Origin of the sequence: Pseudomonas sp. QD4 (genome assembly GCF_049199125.1) — a bacterium.
Lineage (GTDB): Bacteria > Pseudomonadota > Gammaproteobacteria > Pseudomonadales > Pseudomonadaceae > Aquipseudomonas.
Genome location: NZ_JBLZOM010000003.1, coordinates 315326 through 331038 on the forward strand (window position 1 = coordinate 315326; position 15713 = coordinate 331038).

The following is a 15713-nucleotide window of genomic DNA, read 5'->3' on the forward strand; positions in this document are numbered from 1 at the left end:
TCATTCCTGGCGCGTGAGGCCGATCACCGGCCGCCGGGGCGGCCACGGCAGGCGTTCGTGCTGCCCTTGATTGTCGAAAATCAGCCCGCGCTCATCGATGTCGTGCAAGACGATGCCCGGGGCCAGGCGCTGACCGAGGGTCAACGTCCGTTCTTGTTGCTGGTAACGCAGCACCACCACCGTGGCGCGCAACTGGCTGGCCTTGAGGCTGCCCAGGTAATCGACCTTGAGCGTGGTCAGCGGCAAGTCGCTGCCTGGCGCCTGGCGCGGTGCCCAATGCCGCTGGAGCAGGTCGGCCACCGGAGCCGGTTGCGGATACTGCGGCGGCGGTTGCGCGGCGCCGTGCCAGAGTTGCAGCACGCAGCGCGCCGCCAGCCAGGCCAGCAGGGTCACCAGCACCAGGTTGAACAGGCCGCCGGCACGGCTCAACTGATCAGGCTCCGTGGGTGCCACCCGGGGTGACCCTGCACGTAACGCACGTGCGGCAGTTGCAGCGGCGCCAGTTGCCAATCCGCCGGCCGCTCGCGCAACCAGCCTTCCAGGTGCTGCCACAGCGGTTGCCCGGCCTCGGCGTCAAAGCCCAGGCCGAAGGTCCGGCATTGGCCGAGCGGTTCGGCAAACTCGCTGACCCGCTTGCCGCTGGGGCTGTAAGTGACCTGCCAGGGCTGGCCAAGCCAGCGCGGCAGATCCTGGCTGTTATCCAGCAGCAACGGCTCGCCAAACAGTTGCTCGGCCGCGTTCTCCAGCACCTGGCGTACCTGCTGCGCCGGCACGTCGACCACCGGCGCCGGGTAGCTGCCACTCAGGCTGATCAGGTGTTCGCGGGTAATCATCTGGCCCCGCGCCAGGGGGCTGTCGTAGCGCAACCCCGGCAGCAGCACCGCGCTGTCGGGCTGGCTCGCCAGTGCCTGGTGCAACAGGCGGTCCCAACTGCCGCCGCGCACATCGCGGCGCCAGAGGTTTTCCGGGGCCCGGGCCAAGGGTTGATCGAGCCAGCCGGCGTGGGCCGCCCGCTGTTGTTGCAGGCTTTGGCGCAGGCGTTGGGCATGGGCTTGTCCGCCAGCGTCCAGGGCATTGTTGAAGGCCGGGTAGAAGCGCGCTTCAAACCGCCACTGCCCGGCCTGGGCCTGGCACCGGATACGAAACGCGCCGCTGGCCCGGGCCCCGCCCAGCAGCACCGGGACCCGTTTGCCGGAGCCTTGCAGGATTTCCACCGGTTGCGGCCACAGGTCCTGACCCCGGGCACAGAGCACCAGATCGACCTGGCTCAGGCGCTCGGCCAGCCAGAACCCCGGACCAGTGCCGACATCGACCAGGGCCACCACCAGGTCGGCTTCGGCCCGGGCCTGAGTCAGCACCGGCTGCAGACTGTGCAGCCATTGCTTGAGGGAAGCTTTCTGATCCCGGGCATAGGGATCGGTGATCCCGACCACGGCGATGCGCACGCCGCCACGGCGGAACACACTCATGCCGGGGGTGGCCAGGCGTTGCGCGCTGTCGCTGGCCAGCCCGGCGCCCAGTACCGGATGGCCGAACTGGTGGTACAGCCCTTGGCATTGGTCCGGCCAGAGCACACGTTCATCGCTGCTGACTCGCACTTCGCTGCCAAGCAAGGCGCTGCCCTGGACTCCGGAGACCCCGCGGGTCAGGTAGGCCAGGCCACTGCCGTTCCAGCACTGGCCGTTTTCCAGGGTCAGGCTGTTGCCGTGGCCGGACTCCTCACGCAAGCGTTGCAGCAGCGCACCGAGCACCGCGTAGCCGCCGGTTTCCACGCCATCGCTCAAGGCCGCATCAAGCAGGCCATCGAGCGGGCTGCCGCCGGCTTGGGCAGAACGGGCATTGGCCCCGGTGATCCAGGGTGCCTGGCCGATACGTGTCGCCGGCCCCAGGCGAGTGGCGGGCACCACCGGGCGACCCGGCTGGCGGGCGTCGAGGGTATCGGCGACATACAACAGATCCACCGGCTGGCTGTCGCTCGGCCCCGCCGCAGCCCCCAGGCTGGAGCAGCCGGCGAGCCAGGGCGCACAGGCCCCGAGCGTCATCCATCCCAATACATCGCGCCGCACCATTGAAGCCATTGTTCTCTCACCCTGAGGCTAACTCTTCACAGGGGCGGCATAGTGGCGGGCAATTAATGACGGTTTAATGTCAGTTTTTTAACAGGGCTGAAATCTGCGGCCTTGTAACAAAAGGAAATAAAAGAAAGCAGGTTAAATCCGTTTTTAACAAAACCGCCAAAGAATCATCACACTCGGCTCTTACAGTCCCGGTTCCTTTCAAACCAACCGTGATCTACAAAGGACCTGATGAAATGAGTCGAGAGACTGGCGACAACCAGAATCGCAATCTGAGCCTCAACGAGCCGATGGAATCGGTACTCACTACCTACCTCAGCCGTCGCAGCGTGGTACGTGGCGGGCTCGGCGCCGCGATCGCCATGATTGCCGGCACCGGCCTGACCGGCTGCTTTGACAGCGACAGCGGCTCAGACAACGACAGCACGCCGCCACCGACCACCAAGCCAGCACTGAAACTGGGCTTCAACTCGATCCCCGGCTCCCTGATCGACGCCTGCACCGTGGCCGCCGGCTACACCGCCCATGTCCTGGCGCCCTGGGGCACGCCGTTGAACAGCACCGCCGCCGCCTGGAAAAGCGACGGCAGCAACACCTCGACCGACCAGGCCAACTCGGTGGGCATGCACCACGACGGCATGCGGTTCTTCCCGATCAATGGCAGCTCCACCGACGGCCTGATCGCCATCAACCACGAATACATCGACCAGGCCGCCCTGCACCCGGCCGGCGCCACCCTGATCGGCGGCATTCGCCCGGTCGAGGAAGTGCGCAAGGAAATCAACGCCCACGGCGCCGGCGTGATGCGCGTGACCAAGATCAGCGGCCGCTGGCAGGTGATTGAAAACGACCCGCTGAACCGCCGCTTCACCACCGCCACGGTGATGGACCTGTCAGGCCCGATGAAAGGCACCGACCACGTCAAGACCAAGTTCTCGCCCACCGGCACCCAGACCCGCGGCACCAACAACAACTGCGGCAACGGCTACACGCCGTGGGGCACCTACCTCACCTGCGAGGAAAACTGGCCAGGGATCTTCATCAATAAAAGCGGCGCGCGACCGGCAGACCAGGTGCGGATCGGCGTCGGCACCACCAACGGCAACTATCGCTGGGAAACCGCCGCCGGCGACCCGAGCGAAGTGGCCGAAGAGTTCAGCCGTTTCAACGTGACCCCCACTGGCGCCACCGCCACCGACGACTACCGCAACGAAGCCAGCACCTATGGCTATATCGTCGAGATCGACCCCTACAACTCCGCCACCCGCGCGGTGAAACGCACCGCCCTCGGCCGGTTCCGCCATGAAGGCTGCTGGCCGGGCCTGACCACCGCCGGCAAACCGGTGGTGTTCTACAGCGGCGACGACTCGCAGAACGAGTACCTGTACAAGTTCGTCTCCACCGCCCTGTGGGACCCGGCCGACGCCAACCCCAGCGATCGCCTGGCCACCGGCACCAAGTACATGGACAGCGGCAAGCTGTACGTGGCGCGCTTCAACGCCGATGGCAGCGGCGACTGGCTGCTGCTCGACGTGGCCAGCGCCACCACCGACGGCAGCACCCTGGGGGCGAAATTCACCGACCTGCCGGGGATCATCCTCAACACTCGGGGCGCCGCCGACGCCGTGGGTGCCACGCCCATGGACCGCCCGGAATGGACCTCGGTCAACCCGCTCAATGGCGACGTCTACCTGACGCTCACCAACAACACCAGCCGCACCGTGGCCAACGCCGCCAACCCGCGCGTCAACAACAAGCACGGGCACATCATTCGCTGGCACGACGCCGACAATCAGATCGCCTTCACCTGGGACATCTTTGTCTTCGGCGCCAACGCCGCCGGCACCCCGGACATCAACCGCTCCGGCCTGACCGTACTCAACCAGTTCGCCAGCCCGGACGGCATGAGCTTCGACAGCCGTGGGGTGATGTGGATCCAGACCGACAACGGCGAATCCACCCTCACCAGCTACACCAACGATCAGATGCTGGTGGTGATCCCCACCAACCTGGTCGATGCCCAGGGCAAACAGGTGCCGGTCAACGCCCAGAACCAGGTCGACCTGCGGCGCTTCTTCGTCGGGCCCAACGGCTGCGAAGTGACCGGCGTGACCTTCACCCCCGACAACAAAACCGTGTTCGTCAATATCCAGCACCCGGGCAACTGGCCGTCCACCGATGTGGCCACCGATGTCACGGTCGGCACTGTGCGCCCACGCGCATCCACGGTGGTGATCCAGCGCAGCGATGACGGTGAACTGGCGATCTGACAACCGCCCCGCCACCACAAAAGCCCCGACTGGTTCGGGGCTTTTGCCGTCTGCCCTATAAAGGCAGCGGTTCGCGCGAGCGCAGCAGCATGCCCTGGGCCGGCACCCTGGCATGCCACTTGACCACGCCCTGGGCTTCGACCCGGTATTGGCTGCGAAACAGCTGGCCGTCCAGATCGATCTCCAGTTGCAGCAGAAAGTGATCGCCATTGAGCTGCAAGCCTTCACTGATCCGCTCGAACGTCGGGTCATCCAGCGCTCCCAGGGCCTGGCGCAGATCGCCGGCATCGCGATAGCCCCCGGCAGGGCGTGCACTGACCAGGCGAGTCAGCAGCGAGCGCGACACCTCGCCCTCATACAGCGCATCCAGCAGCGGCAGCATATCCAGGCTCAAGGCATTGGCGTTCAGGCGCCAGCCCGAAGTTTCGGCCAGGGCGCACAATTGCGGGTAGCGCAGGGCCCGACCGGCATCGGCGGCCAGCAGCAGGTTCAACTCGCTGATATCGCCCATCAACTGATTGGCCGCCAGGCGCGGCGGCAACTGGCGCAGGTATTCGTTGCTTTCCGCACCCTGCAGGCGCGTCTGCTGGTCGGCGTCGAGCCAGTCGGCCAGGGTCTGCGCCAGGCGTTCGGCGGCCATGTCGGCGCCCAGCAACTGCACCAGCTGGCGTTGCGCACGCTCGGCTTCGGGGCCAATCAGCGCGTTGACGTTGAAACAGCTGTGCAGGTCGCGAATCCGAATGCTCGCCTTGCCGCCCTTGAAGTCATAGCTCAGGGGCTGCCCGCGCAGGGCCTGCCAGAACAGCGGGCTGGCGCGCCATAACGGGTCCTGCAGCGCCTGCTCGGTGAAGGCCAGCGCCGCCCGCTCGATAGCCCGCGCCTGCACCCGTTGCTGGATCAGCCGCACGCTGTCGACCTCCTGCCGCCCCTGCTCGACCATCCACGCCATGCCCCCCGCCAGCATTGCCAGGGCCACCAGGACCATCAACAACGCTGCCCCTTGCTGCCGCTTTCCGAACATCGCCACGCCGCCTTTGTTGAACAACAGGCGACAGTCAACACAGTGGATGTTTCAGCCAGGTGGCAGGCTCACACAAATCCCCCGAAAACGTCACCGCAGCGTCACAAAGCCTCGGCAAACTGCGCCTTTATATCTCAAATCAATGGCTTGGAGCGTCGATATGGGTGGTATAGGGATTTGGCAACTGGTCATCGTGCTGCTGATCGTGATGATGCTGTTCGGCACCAAACGCTTGAAAGGGCTGGGCAGCGATGTGGGCGAGGCGATCAAGGGGTTCCGCTCATCGATGGGCAACGAGCCCGGTGCCCAGCAGGACCCGGCAAAAACCGGGCTTGAGGTGGACGCCGCGCACAATCGATCTGCAGACAGCAAACACTGATGTTCGATATCGGCTTCAGCGAACTGCTGCTGGTCGGCCTGGTGGCTCTCTTGGTGCTGGGCCCGGAACGCTTGCCGGTTGCTGCGCGCAACGCCGGCTTGTGGCTGGGCCGGGCCAAACGCGCGATGAATACGCTCAAGGCCCAGGTGACCCAGGAGCTGGATAACGAGCACATGCTCCAGGGCCTCGACCAGGCGCCTCTGCGGCAACTGGAACAGCAACTGCGCGACGGCATCCGCCTGGAGGCCCCGCCCCCGGGGGCGCCGCAACCCGAGAGCGGCACCCCATCAGGACACCCCACCCCATGAACGACTTGCCCTTGCCTGCTCGACGCCTGTCGGTGACCGGGCACCTGACTCAATTGCGCTCGCGCCTGCTGCGTTGCGCCCTGGCCATCACCCTGGTGTTCTGCGCCTTGTTTCCCTTCGCCCAGACCCTGTACAGCTTCGTCTCGCAGCCGCTGCGCGAATTCCTGCCCGCCGGCGCCAGCATGATCGCCACCGGCGTGACCTCACCGTTCCTGGCACCGCTCAAGCTGACGATGATGATTGCCCTGTTCATCAGCATGCCGCTGCTGCTGCATCAGGTTTGGGGGTTGATCGCACCGGCGGTGTATCGCCAGGAACGGCGGATTGCCGCGTGGTTGCTGGCCGTCAGCGTGCTGCTGTTTTACGGCGGCATGGCGTTTGCGTTTTTCCTGGTGTTCCCGATGATGTTCGGCTTCTTTACCAGCGTCACACCGGACGGCGTGGCAATGATGACCGACATCGCGCTGTACCTGGATTTCATTCTCGCGCTGCTGCTGGCGTTCGGCCTGGCCTTTGAAATTCCGGTGGCGACCTTCTTGGTGATCTGGGCCGGCATCACCGACGTGCAGACCCTGCAAAAAAGTCGGCCCTACGTGATCGTCGGCTGCTTTGTGGTCGGCATGCTGCTGACCCCGCCAGACGTGTTTTCGCAAACCATGCTGGCGGTGCCGATGTGGATGCTGTTCGAGGTGGGCCTGCTGGCCAGCCGCTCGGTGAGCAAGCCGCGCACCGACGAGTCGTCATCTCACGCAGTAGGTTGAGCAGGGCAAAATCCGGGCACAAAAAAAGCGACCCTAAGGTCGCTTTCTTTGGCGCTTCCAAGCGTTCAAGGGGCTTGGAAACTGAATAATGGCGCAGCGGACGGGACTCGAACCCGCGACCCCCGGCGTGACAGGCCGGTATTCTAACCGACTGAACTACCGCTGCGCGTAGCGTTGAAAGTAAGTGGTGGGTGATGACGGGATCGAACCGCCGACCCTCTGCTTGTAAGGCAGATGCTCTCCCAGCTGAGCTAATCACCCTTTACCTTCGTTGCGGGGCGCATTCTCTCACAAAAATTCATAACGTGCTGATTTAAATAAACAATTTATTAAAAAAAGCAGAAATAATTGCAAGACAACGGGCACCCGCAAAATACAGGCACAAAAAAACCCGCGTTAGCGGGCTTTCCGTGGTGACCTGGCGTTCAGCGTTCCAGGTAACCGAATATGGCGCAGCGGACGGGACTCGAACCCGCGACCCCCGGCGTGACAGGCCGGTATTCTAACCGACTGAACTACCGCTGCGCGTAACACTTGAAGCGAATGGTGGGTGATGACGGGATCGAACCGCCGACCCTCTGCTTGTAAGGCAGATGCTCTCCCAGCTGAGCTAATCACCCTTCACTTTCGGTGTGGCGCGCATTCTACGGAGCGACCCGAACTCTGGCAAGCACTTTTTATAATAATTTTTTCATGCCTTCCAAAGGCTTAGCGAAGGGTTGGCCTGAGCAGCCGCGAAGAGAATAATGCCCTCCTTTGTATAAAGGAGAGATTCACCCCATGTGGTTCAAAAACCTGCTTATCTATCGCCTGACCCAAGATCTGCCCTTTGATGCTGAGGCGCTGGAAACCGCACTGGCCACCAAACTGGCGCGTCCATGTGCAAGCCAGGAGTTGACCACCTACGGTTTCGTCGCGCCGTTCGGCAAAGGCGAAGATGCGCCCCTGGTCCACGTCAGCCAGGATTTCCTGCTGGTTGCCGCGCGCAAGGAAGAACGCATCCTGCCTGGCAGCGTCGTACGCGACGCCCTGAAGGAAAAGGTCGAAGAGATCGAAGCCGAACAAATGCGCAAGGTCTATAAAAAGGAGCGCGACCAGATCAAGGATGAAATCATCCAGGCCTTCCTGCCCCGCGCCTTTATTCGTCGTTCCTCGACCTTTGCCGCCATCGCGCCGAAACAGGGCCTGATCCTGGTCAACTCGGCCAGCCCGAAACGCGCTGAAGACCTGCTCTCCACCCTGCGCGAAGTGCTCGGCACCCTGCCGGTACGTCCGCTGACCGTCAAGACTGCACCGACCGCGATCATGACCGACTGGGTCAAGACCCAGGAAACCGCGGCCGACTTCTTCGTGCTCGACGAGTGCGAGCTGCGCGACACCCATGAAGATGGCGGCATCGTGCGCTGCAAACGCCAGGACTTGACCAGCGAAGAGATCCAGCTGCACCTGAGCACTGGCAAAGTGGTCACCCAGCTGTCCCTGGCCTGGCAGGACAAGCTGTCCTTCATGCTCGACGACAAAATGACCGTCAAGCGCCTGAAGTTCGAAGACCTGCTGCAAGACCAGGCGGAACAGGACGGCGGCGAAGAAGCCCTCGGCCAGCTGGACGCCAGCTTCACCCTGATGATGCTGACCTTCGGCGAATTCCTGCCGGCACTGGTCGAAGCATTGGGTGGCGAAGAAATACCCCAAGGCATCTGACCCTTGCGGGACCCGGCCTGGCCGCAGCCGCAACGCCGCAGCCAAGCCAGCCACTGTTTATAGACGCCACCGCCTGGGTGGCGTTTTCACATAATAAGGAACAGGCCATGCGTGCACTGGCTGCATTGAGTCGTTTTGTCGGCAATACCTTCGCTTACTGGGTGCTGATTTTCGCCGTGGTGGCGTTCCTGCAACCCGGCTGGTTCATCGGCCTCAAGGGCGCCATCGTGCCGCTGCTGGGCCTGGTGATGTTCGGCATGGGCCTGACCCTGAAGCTCGATGACTTCGCTGAGGTCGCTCGCCATCCATGGCGGGTGGCGCTGGGGGTGGTCGCGCATTTCGTGATCATGCCGGGGGTGGCCTGGCTGCTGTGCCAGGTGTTCCATCTGCCCGCGGAAATCGCGGTCGGGGTGATCCTGGTGGGCTGCTGCCCGAGCGGCACCTCATCCAACGTAATGACCTGGCTGGCACGGGGCGACCTGGCGTTGTCCGTGGCCATCGCCGCCGTCACCACCCTCCTCGCCCCGGTGCTGACCCCGGCGCTGATCTGGCTACTGGCTTCAGCCTGGCTGCCGGTTTCGTTCATGGAGCTGTTCTGGTCGATCCTGCAGGTGGTGTTGCTGCCGATCGTGCTGGGCGTGGCGGCCCAGCGCCTGCTGGGTGATCGGGTGCGGCACGCGGTGGAGGTATTGCCCCTGGTGTCAGTGGTCAGCATCGTGATCATCGTGACCGCCGTGGTCGCCGCCAGTCAGGCGAAGATCGCCGAATCGGGTCTGCTGATCATGGCCGTGGTCATGCTGCACAACAGTTTCGGCTACCTGCTGGGCTACTTCACCGGCAAGCTGTTCAAACTGCCGCTGGCCCAGCGTAAATCCCTGGCACTGGAAGTCGGCATGCAGAACTCCGGCCTGGGCGCGGCGCTGGCCAGCGCGCACTTTTCACCCCTGGCGGCAGTGCCCAGCGCGCTGTTCAGTGTCTGGCACAATATTTCCGGAGCGCTGCTCTCGACCTATTTCCGCCGCATGAGTGAAAAGGAAGACCGCAAGCAGGCCACGCAACCCACAGCCGAGTAAGCGCGGGCTTGATCGAGGGTTTATTAGTGGGCACTATACTGCGCATCGCGGGGACGACCTCGCGGCTCGATCGAGTTATCAATCTGGGGACGGCCCCATCAATCGATGGAGGTGTTCATGTCCTGGATCATTCTGTTTTTTGCCGGCCTGTTTGAAGTTGGCTGGGCCGTCGGCCTGAAATACACCGACGGCTTCAGCCGCCCGCTGCCCACCGCCCTGACCGTGATCGCCATGGCCATCAGCCTGGGCCTGCTGGGCCTGGCCATGAAGGAGTTGCCCCTGGGCACCGCCTATGCGATCTGGACCGGGGTCGGCGCAGTCGGCACGGTGATCGCCGGGATCATTCTGTTTGGTGAATCCATGGCCCTGGTCCGACTGCTGAGTGTCGGCCTGATCATCGCCGGGCTGGTCGGTCTGAAGGTCAGCGCCAGCTGACGGCAAGAAATCCGATGCCAATAAAAACGCCCGCAATCATGCGGGCGTTTTTTTGCCTGGCTGAAACTAGCGCACGCTGCCGCGCAACTGCCCCACCAGCGTCTGCAAGTGGGCCGGCTCAGCGGCCTCCACCGCCACCGGCGGACCGGCCACCAGGGTCACGTGCGACCAGAGCCGGCGAAACAGCCCCTTGCCCGGATCGCGGCTGAAGAAGCTGCCCCATAATCCTTGCAGCGCCAACGGAATCACGGGCACCGGAGTCTCCTGCAGAATCCGCGTCAAGCCACCCTTGAACTCATTGAGCTCGCCATCGGCGGTCAGTTTGCCTTCCGGGAAGATGCACACCAACTCACCGTCCTTCAGGTACTGGGCAATCCTTTTGAAGGCCTTTTCGTAAATCTGCAGGTCTTCGTGACGCCCGGCGATGGGAATGGTCCCGGCCGTGCGGAAGATAAAGTTCAGCACCGGCAGGTTGTAGATTTTGTAATACATCACAAAGCGAATCGGCCGACGCACCGCACCGCCGATCAACAAGGCATCGACGAACGAGACGTGGTTGCACACCAGCAGGGCGGCGCCTTCGTCGGGGATCAAGTCCAGGTTGCGATGTTCGACGCGGTACATCGAGTGGCTCAGCAGCCAGATCATGAAGCGCATGCTGAACTCGGGCACGATCTTGAAGATGTAGCCGTTGACCAGAATGTTCAGCAGCGACACCACCAGGAACAAATGCGGGATCGACAGCTTGGCCACACTCAGCAACACGATGGAGACCAGCGCCGAGACCACCATGAACAAGGCATTGAGAATATTGTTGGCGGCAATCACCCGCGCCCGTTCCTTCTCCGGCGTGCGCGACTGGATCAAGGCGTACAGCGGCACGATATAGAAGCCACCGAACACACCGAGCCCGAGGATATCGAGCAACACCCACCAGCTCTGGCCAAACCCGAGCACCGCCAGCCAGCTGTGCCCTTCAGGGTTGGCGCTCAGTGGAATGCCCCCCGAATGCCACCACAGCAACAGGCCGAAAATCGTCAAGCCCAGGGAGCCGAAAGGCACCAGGCCGATCTCGACTTTGCGCCCGGACAGCTTCTCGCACAGCATGGAACCGAGCGCGATACCCACCGAGAACACGGTCAGGATCAGCGTGACCACGGTCTCATCGCCGTGCATCCACTCCTTGGCGTAGGCCGGAATCTGCGTCAGGTAGATCGCCCCGACAAACCAGAACCAGGAGTTGCCGACAATCGAGCGCGACACTGCCGGCGTCTGCCCCAGGCCTAGGCGCAGGGTGGCCCAGGACTGGCTGAAGATATTCCAGTTCAGGCGCATTTCCGGGCTGGACGCAGCGGCCCGTGGAATGCTGCGACTGGCCAGATACCCCAGGACCGCGACGCCGATCATGGCCGTGGAGACGATGGGTGCGTAGTGCGCCGAGGACATCATGATCCCGGCGCCGATGGTCCCGGCCAGGATCGCCAGGAAGGTGCCCATTTCCACCAGGCCGTTGCCCCCCACCAGCTCTTCTTCACGCAGGGCCTGGGGCAGGATCGAATACTTCACCGGACCGAACAGCGCCGAGTGAGTGCCCATGGCGAACAGCGCCACCAGCATCAGCGACAGATGATCGAAGGCAAAGCCCACGGCGCCGACCACCATGATCGCGATTTCACCCAGTTTGATCAGACGGATCAGCGAGTCCTTGGCGAACTTTTCGCCAAACTGCCCGGCCAGCGCCGAAAACAGGAAGAACGGCAGAATGAACAACAAGGCACACAGGTTGACCCAGACCGAGCGATCGCCCTCGATGGTCAGCTTGTAGAGAATGGCAAGAATCAGCGACTGCTTGAAGATGTTGTCGTTGAATGCACCAAGGGACTGCGTGATGAAAAACGGCAAGAAGCGCCGCTTGCGGAGCAAGGTGAACTGCGAAGGGTGACTCATCTTCCATGTCCCTGAGTGGCGTGGATGCTGGTTATTGGAATGTCGATCTTTGATCCAGGCCACAACCTTACCTAATCCTGAGCAATTATTTCGCTAATCCTGCGATGCAGGGCGAAACAAACAGCTCGCCTTTATAGGCGCCTTGCACGGTGCGCTTGGCCACGATCAGCCACATGATCGCCAGTGCCAGCACCAGCACGCTGCCAAAGATACTGAAGAAGGTCAGGTTCAAGGTGCTCGCCAATTTCAGGGTGGCCAGCGCGTACACCCCCAAGGGAAAGGTAAAGCCCCACCACCCGAGGTTGAACGGGATGCCAGCACGCAGGTAGCGCCGGGTGATCAAGACTGCCATCAACATCCACCACAAGCCGAAGCCCCACAGCGTGACCCCGGCGACCAGCCCCAGCCCGGCTGCGATTTCGCCGATGCCTGGCAAGCCATTGGCGGCGAAGATCGCTGGCGCGTCGCTCCCCAGCAGCAACATGCCCAGGGCCCCGGTGCCGATCGGTCCGAGGGCCAGCCAGCTCGAGGCAGCCATGCTCTCGTGAGGCAATTTGTGCAAGGCCATGCGCAGCATGAGGATGGTCAGGATGCTGAAGGCCACGGGCAACGAAAACGCCCACAGCACGTAACTGGTCACCAGCACTACCCACTGCGAATGCGCCTCCAGCAGATGGGGTGCAAGCAGGCCGCCACTGGCCGCCGCTACTTCCGCGGCCACCACCGGCAACAGCCAGACGGCCGTCATCTGATCGATGCTGTGCTCCTGGCGGGTGAACATCATGTAGGGGATCAACACCCCGCAGGCCAGCGACAGAGCCACATCCAGCCACCACAAGACCTCGGCCAGCGACACCACGCCCTGGCCCCAGCGCGGTACGCCAAATAGCAGGAAGCCATTGATGATGGTCGCCAGCCCCATGGGAATGGTGCCGAAAAACATCGAGACCGTGGAATGGCCGAAGATCCGCCGCGCTTCATCGAAAAACAGAATCCAGCGCGCGGCATAGGCCGCGCTGAATAACAGAAACAGAAAAATGGTGAACCACCACAAGCCTTCGGCCAGCAGGTGCAAACCCGGGACTTGCAGCGGCAACTGGGCCAGGGCCAACGCCAGGACACCGGTGCCCATGGTGGCGGCGAACCAGTTGGGGGTGAATTGCCGAATGGCTTCCCGTGGGTGCTGCAACTGGCTCAGCGGACGGCGCTGGCTGGCGGGAGTTTTAGAGCATTGCATGGCGTGCCTCCTGTCCTCTGATGAGGTGGAGCCCATGATAGAAGCGAATCGAATATCTATATAACGGGTAATTTCTCTATCTGTTATCTACTTTGCAGATATATATCAGACGCTGCCTTCGCTTTCGATCACCAGGATTCGCGCCACGCCTTGTGGATGGGCCACATGCTCGGTGCCGACATCCGCATAAAAGATATCGCCCACCTCCAACTGCACCGCCTTTTCAACGCCCGCCTCCCGGTAACGCATCTGCACGCAGCCATCGAGCACCACAAACACTTCCTGGCCATCGTTGATGTGCCATTTATAGGGCTGGTCGGTCCAGTGCAGGCGGGTGGTGATGCCGTTCATGGAGGCGATATCCAGCGCCGCCCAGGCGCGCTCACCGGTGAAGGATTTGCTGCGAATAATCTTGGTCACGGCGTGCTGCTCCATAACGGGGTCCATGCGCCCTGGCGCTTCAGGAACCCAAGGCTAACCCAAGGCGACAGGAAATCGGCGGCTGTTTTATCACCGGCCATTAGCGGTGAGGGCGTTGGCCGAACCTTGACGCACCAGGGCCAACAAGGCACCGACGGCCAGCACGATCAAGACCGCGCCATAGCCGTCGGTAGTGGCGATCAGGCCGAAGGTCCGGGTCAGGTTGCCGGCCAACAGCGACGGCAGGCAGAACGCCAGGTAACTCAGGACATAAAACGCCGACATCAACCCCGCCCGCTCATGGGGCAAGGCCAGGGGCACCACACTGCGCAGCGCCCCGAGAAAGCCGGCGCCAAAGCCGCTGCCGGCCACCAGGGTGCCGAAGAAGAACAGCGCCAGGCTGGCGCTGTGCACCGCACACAGAATCAACATGACCCCGGCGGCCAGCAGCCCGGCGCCGAGGCGCAGCACCTTGTCGGCCGGGCGATTGCGCAGGGTGAAAATCATCAGCGCGCCGCTCAGGGTCAAGACGGCAACCAGGCCGCCTCCGATCAGGTTCGAAGTGGACCCGGTGGCCGCCCGCACCAGGGAAGGCGCCAATGACAGGTAAAAACCGCCCATGGCCCAGACCGCTATATCCACCGGCAGCGCCAGCCACAAAGCCCGTCGCGCCTGGGGCGGCACATGCAGAGTCGGACGCAGCGAGGCCCAGGCGCCTGGCTGAGGGCTGACGCTTTCCGGCAAGCGCCAGACGTACAACGCCTGCGCCACGAACAACAGCAACAAAATCCAGTAGGCCAACTGCAGCGGCAGCGGCGCGAACTCCACCAGCAACCCCGTGCCCATGGCGCCGCAGGCCATGCCCAGCAAGGGCGCCACGCTATTGACCAACGGCCCCTGCTGGCGATCCGTATCGAGCAGGGCCGCGCCCAGCACGCTGGTGGCCATGCCGGTGGCAAAGCCCTGCATCACCCGCGCAGCCACCAGCCACGCCACGCTGTGGCCATTGATAAACAGCAGCATCGCCAGAATATCCAGGAGCAAGGCAATAAAGATCACCGGCTTGCGCCCCAGGTAATCCGATAACGAACCCACCGTCAGCAAGGCGGCCAGCAGGCTCAGGGCATAGACGCCGAAAATCAGGGTCAGGGTGGCGGGGGAAAACCCCATGGCCTCCTGGTACAGGTGATACAGCGGGGTCGGCGCGCTGGAGGCAGCTAGGAAACTGAGCAAGGTGATAGCCAAAAACACCAGGCTGGGACGGTTTGACACCGGGGTGTCGGCAAGGCTGGACATGGGGACGCTCCGCTAAAGCTAATATTTTGCTTTTGCGCAGTGTGCTACTGGCTCGAGCTTAAAGCAAATTCTTTGTGTTAAGGTGCCGCCCATGGCTATTAAAGAAGGTTTACGCCCAGGCGGCCGCAGCGCCCGGGTTCAGGAATCCATCCACTCGGCAGTCCGCGAACTCCTGGAACAACAGGAGCGCGCGACCCTGACCGTGCCGCAGATCGCTGTACGCGCCGGGGTCACGCCGTCGACCATTTACCGGCGCTGGGGCGATTTGTCGGCGCTGCTGGCGGATGTCGCCCTGGCGCGCATGCAGCCGGACAGCGAGCCCGCCAACACCGGCAGCCTGCGCGGCGACCTGCGCGCCTGGGCCGAACAGTACCTGGATGAAATGAGCTCGGAGCCCGGGCGCAACATGATGCGTGACGTGCAGTGCAGCGCCACTCCCGGCTACTGCGTGACCATCCTCGGCGGCCAATTGCAGATCATCCTCGCTCGCTACCCGTCTGCCGACACGCCGCCCAGCGTCGACCGCCTGCTTAACCTGGTGGTGGCGCCAACCGTATTCCGCATCCTGTTTTCAGCCACGCCGCTGACGGTTCCAGAGCTGCATGAACTGATCGAACTGGCGCTTGGGCAATAAGCTCGACGCCCCTAGAAGCGCCACAAAACGCCACCTCCCTAGCCTGCCAGCCCATGCCGAAAATGGCTTGCAAGCCCTGCGACACCAGGCCACGCCAATACCATGGTCGACACTGACTAACCCCGGACATCGTGCGAGACTGTCGGGCCGGGCTGG

General features: G+C 63.0%; 15 protein-coding genes and 4 tRNA genes. 8 read left to right on the forward strand and 11 right to left on the reverse strand.

Annotation, left to right across the window (positions count from 1 at the left end):
• Positions 1-429, reverse strand: coding sequence for a hypothetical protein (locus tag ACOZJV_RS21760; RefSeq protein ID WP_078470771.1), 429 nt, complete (start codon positions 427-429; stop codon positions 1-3).
• The gene (locus ACOZJV_RS21765; protein WP_421548481.1) at positions 426-2078 is read right to left on the reverse strand and encodes a lipoprotein UxpA; all 1653 of its coding nucleotides are present in this window, start codon (positions 2076-2078) and stop codon (positions 426-428) included. The genes ACOZJV_RS21760 and ACOZJV_RS21765 overlap by 4 nt, the downstream gene beginning before the upstream one ends.
• Positions 2079-2311: 233 nt before the next feature.
• Between ACOZJV_RS21765 and ACOZJV_RS21770 the strand changes: the two genes are divergently transcribed.
• Positions 2312-4345: a PhoX family protein gene (locus ACOZJV_RS21770; protein WP_421548482.1), complete on the forward strand. Its 2034-nt coding sequence runs from the start codon at positions 2312-2314 to the stop codon at positions 4343-4345.
• Between the two features lie 55 nt (positions 4346-4400).
• Here the strand turns inward: ACOZJV_RS21770 and gspK are convergent, their stop codons facing one another.
• Positions 4401-5366 (reverse strand): type II secretion system minor pseudopilin GspK, encoded by a 966-nt coding sequence (gene gspK / locus ACOZJV_RS21775; RefSeq protein ID WP_421548483.1) that lies wholly within the window; start codon positions 5364-5366, stop codon positions 4401-4403.
• 160 nt (positions 5367-5526) lie between these two features.
• Between gspK and tatA the strand changes: the two genes are divergently transcribed.
• The 3 genes from tatA to tatC are packed head-to-tail and all read left to right on the forward strand — an operon-like array spanning position 5527 to position 6814.
• On the forward strand, positions 5527-5745 hold the full coding sequence (gene tatA, locus ACOZJV_RS21780; RefSeq protein ID WP_020295575.1) for a twin-arginine translocase TatA/TatE family subunit: 219 nt from the start codon (positions 5527-5529) through the stop codon (positions 5743-5745).
• Positions 5745-6053, forward strand: coding sequence for a Sec-independent protein translocase protein TatB (gene tatB / locus ACOZJV_RS21785; protein ID WP_421548484.1), 309 nt, complete (start codon positions 5745-5747; stop codon positions 6051-6053). Before tatA ends, tatB begins: the two co-directional genes overlap by 1 nt.
• A complete protein-coding gene (gene tatC / locus ACOZJV_RS21790; RefSeq protein WP_078470778.1) occupies positions 6050-6814 on the forward strand; it encodes a twin-arginine translocase subunit TatC in 765 nt (254 codons plus the stop codon). Before tatB ends, tatC begins: the two co-directional genes overlap by 4 nt.
• Before the next feature lie 89 nt (positions 6815-6903).
• On the opposite strand, the gene ACOZJV_RS21795 is transcribed toward tatC, so the two are convergent.
• The 4 genes from ACOZJV_RS21795 to ACOZJV_RS21810 form a co-directional block, all read right to left on the reverse strand.
• Positions 6904-6980 (reverse strand) — tRNA-Asp (locus ACOZJV_RS21795).
• A 19-nt stretch (positions 6981-6999) separates the two neighbouring features.
• Positions 7000-7075 (reverse strand) — tRNA-Val (locus ACOZJV_RS21800).
• Positions 7076-7262: 187 nt separating this feature from the next.
• Positions 7263-7339: transfer RNA gene (locus tag ACOZJV_RS21805), tRNA-Asp, on the reverse strand.
• Positions 7340-7358: 19 nt separating this feature from the next.
• Positions 7359-7434: transfer RNA gene (locus tag ACOZJV_RS21810), tRNA-Val, on the reverse strand.
• Between the two features lie 160 nt (positions 7435-7594).
• Between ACOZJV_RS21810 and rdgC the strand changes: the two genes are divergently transcribed.
• From rdgC to sugE, 3 genes are all read left to right on the forward strand, one after another.
• Entirely contained in the window at positions 7595-8515 is a 921-nt protein-coding gene (rdgC, locus tag ACOZJV_RS21815) for a recombination-associated protein RdgC (RefSeq protein ID WP_020295578.1), read from the forward strand.
• A 107-nt stretch (positions 8516-8622) separates the two neighbouring features.
• The gene (locus ACOZJV_RS21820; protein WP_421548485.1) at positions 8623-9588 is read left to right on the forward strand and encodes a bile acid:sodium symporter family protein; all 966 of its coding nucleotides are present in this window, start codon (positions 8623-8625) and stop codon (positions 9586-9588) included.
• A gap of 117 nt (positions 9589-9705) precedes the next feature.
• Positions 9706-10023, forward strand: coding sequence for a quaternary ammonium compound efflux SMR transporter SugE (gene sugE, locus ACOZJV_RS21825; RefSeq protein ID WP_020295580.1), 318 nt, complete (start codon positions 9706-9708; stop codon positions 10021-10023).
• Positions 10024-10089: 66 nt separating this feature from the next.
• Here the strand turns inward: sugE and ACOZJV_RS21830 are convergent, their stop codons facing one another.
• The 4 genes from ACOZJV_RS21830 to ACOZJV_RS21845 form a co-directional block, all read right to left on the reverse strand.
• Positions 10090-11970 (reverse strand): MFS transporter, encoded by a 1881-nt coding sequence (locus tag ACOZJV_RS21830; protein WP_078470780.1) that lies wholly within the window; start codon positions 11968-11970, stop codon positions 10090-10092.
• Between the two features lie 85 nt (positions 11971-12055).
• Entirely contained in the window at positions 12056-13207 is a 1152-nt protein-coding gene (locus ACOZJV_RS21835) for a TDT family transporter (protein ID WP_421548486.1), read from the reverse strand.
• 105 nt (positions 13208-13312) lie between these two features.
• The gene (locus ACOZJV_RS21840; protein WP_201131966.1) at positions 13313-13642 is read right to left on the reverse strand and encodes a cupin; all 330 of its coding nucleotides are present in this window, start codon (positions 13640-13642) and stop codon (positions 13313-13315) included.
• 75 nt (positions 13643-13717) lie between these two features.
• Positions 13718-14923: an MFS transporter gene (locus ACOZJV_RS21845; protein ID WP_421548487.1), complete on the reverse strand. Its 1206-nt coding sequence runs from the start codon at positions 14921-14923 to the stop codon at positions 13718-13720.
• A 91-nt stretch (positions 14924-15014) separates the two neighbouring features.
• Here ACOZJV_RS21845 and ACOZJV_RS21850 point away from each other — a divergent pair, with 91 nt between their 5' ends.
• A complete protein-coding gene (locus ACOZJV_RS21850; protein WP_078470784.1) occupies positions 15015-15557 on the forward strand; it encodes a TetR/AcrR family transcriptional regulator in 543 nt (180 codons plus the stop codon).
• The last annotated feature ends 156 nt before the right edge of the window (positions 15558-15713 follow it).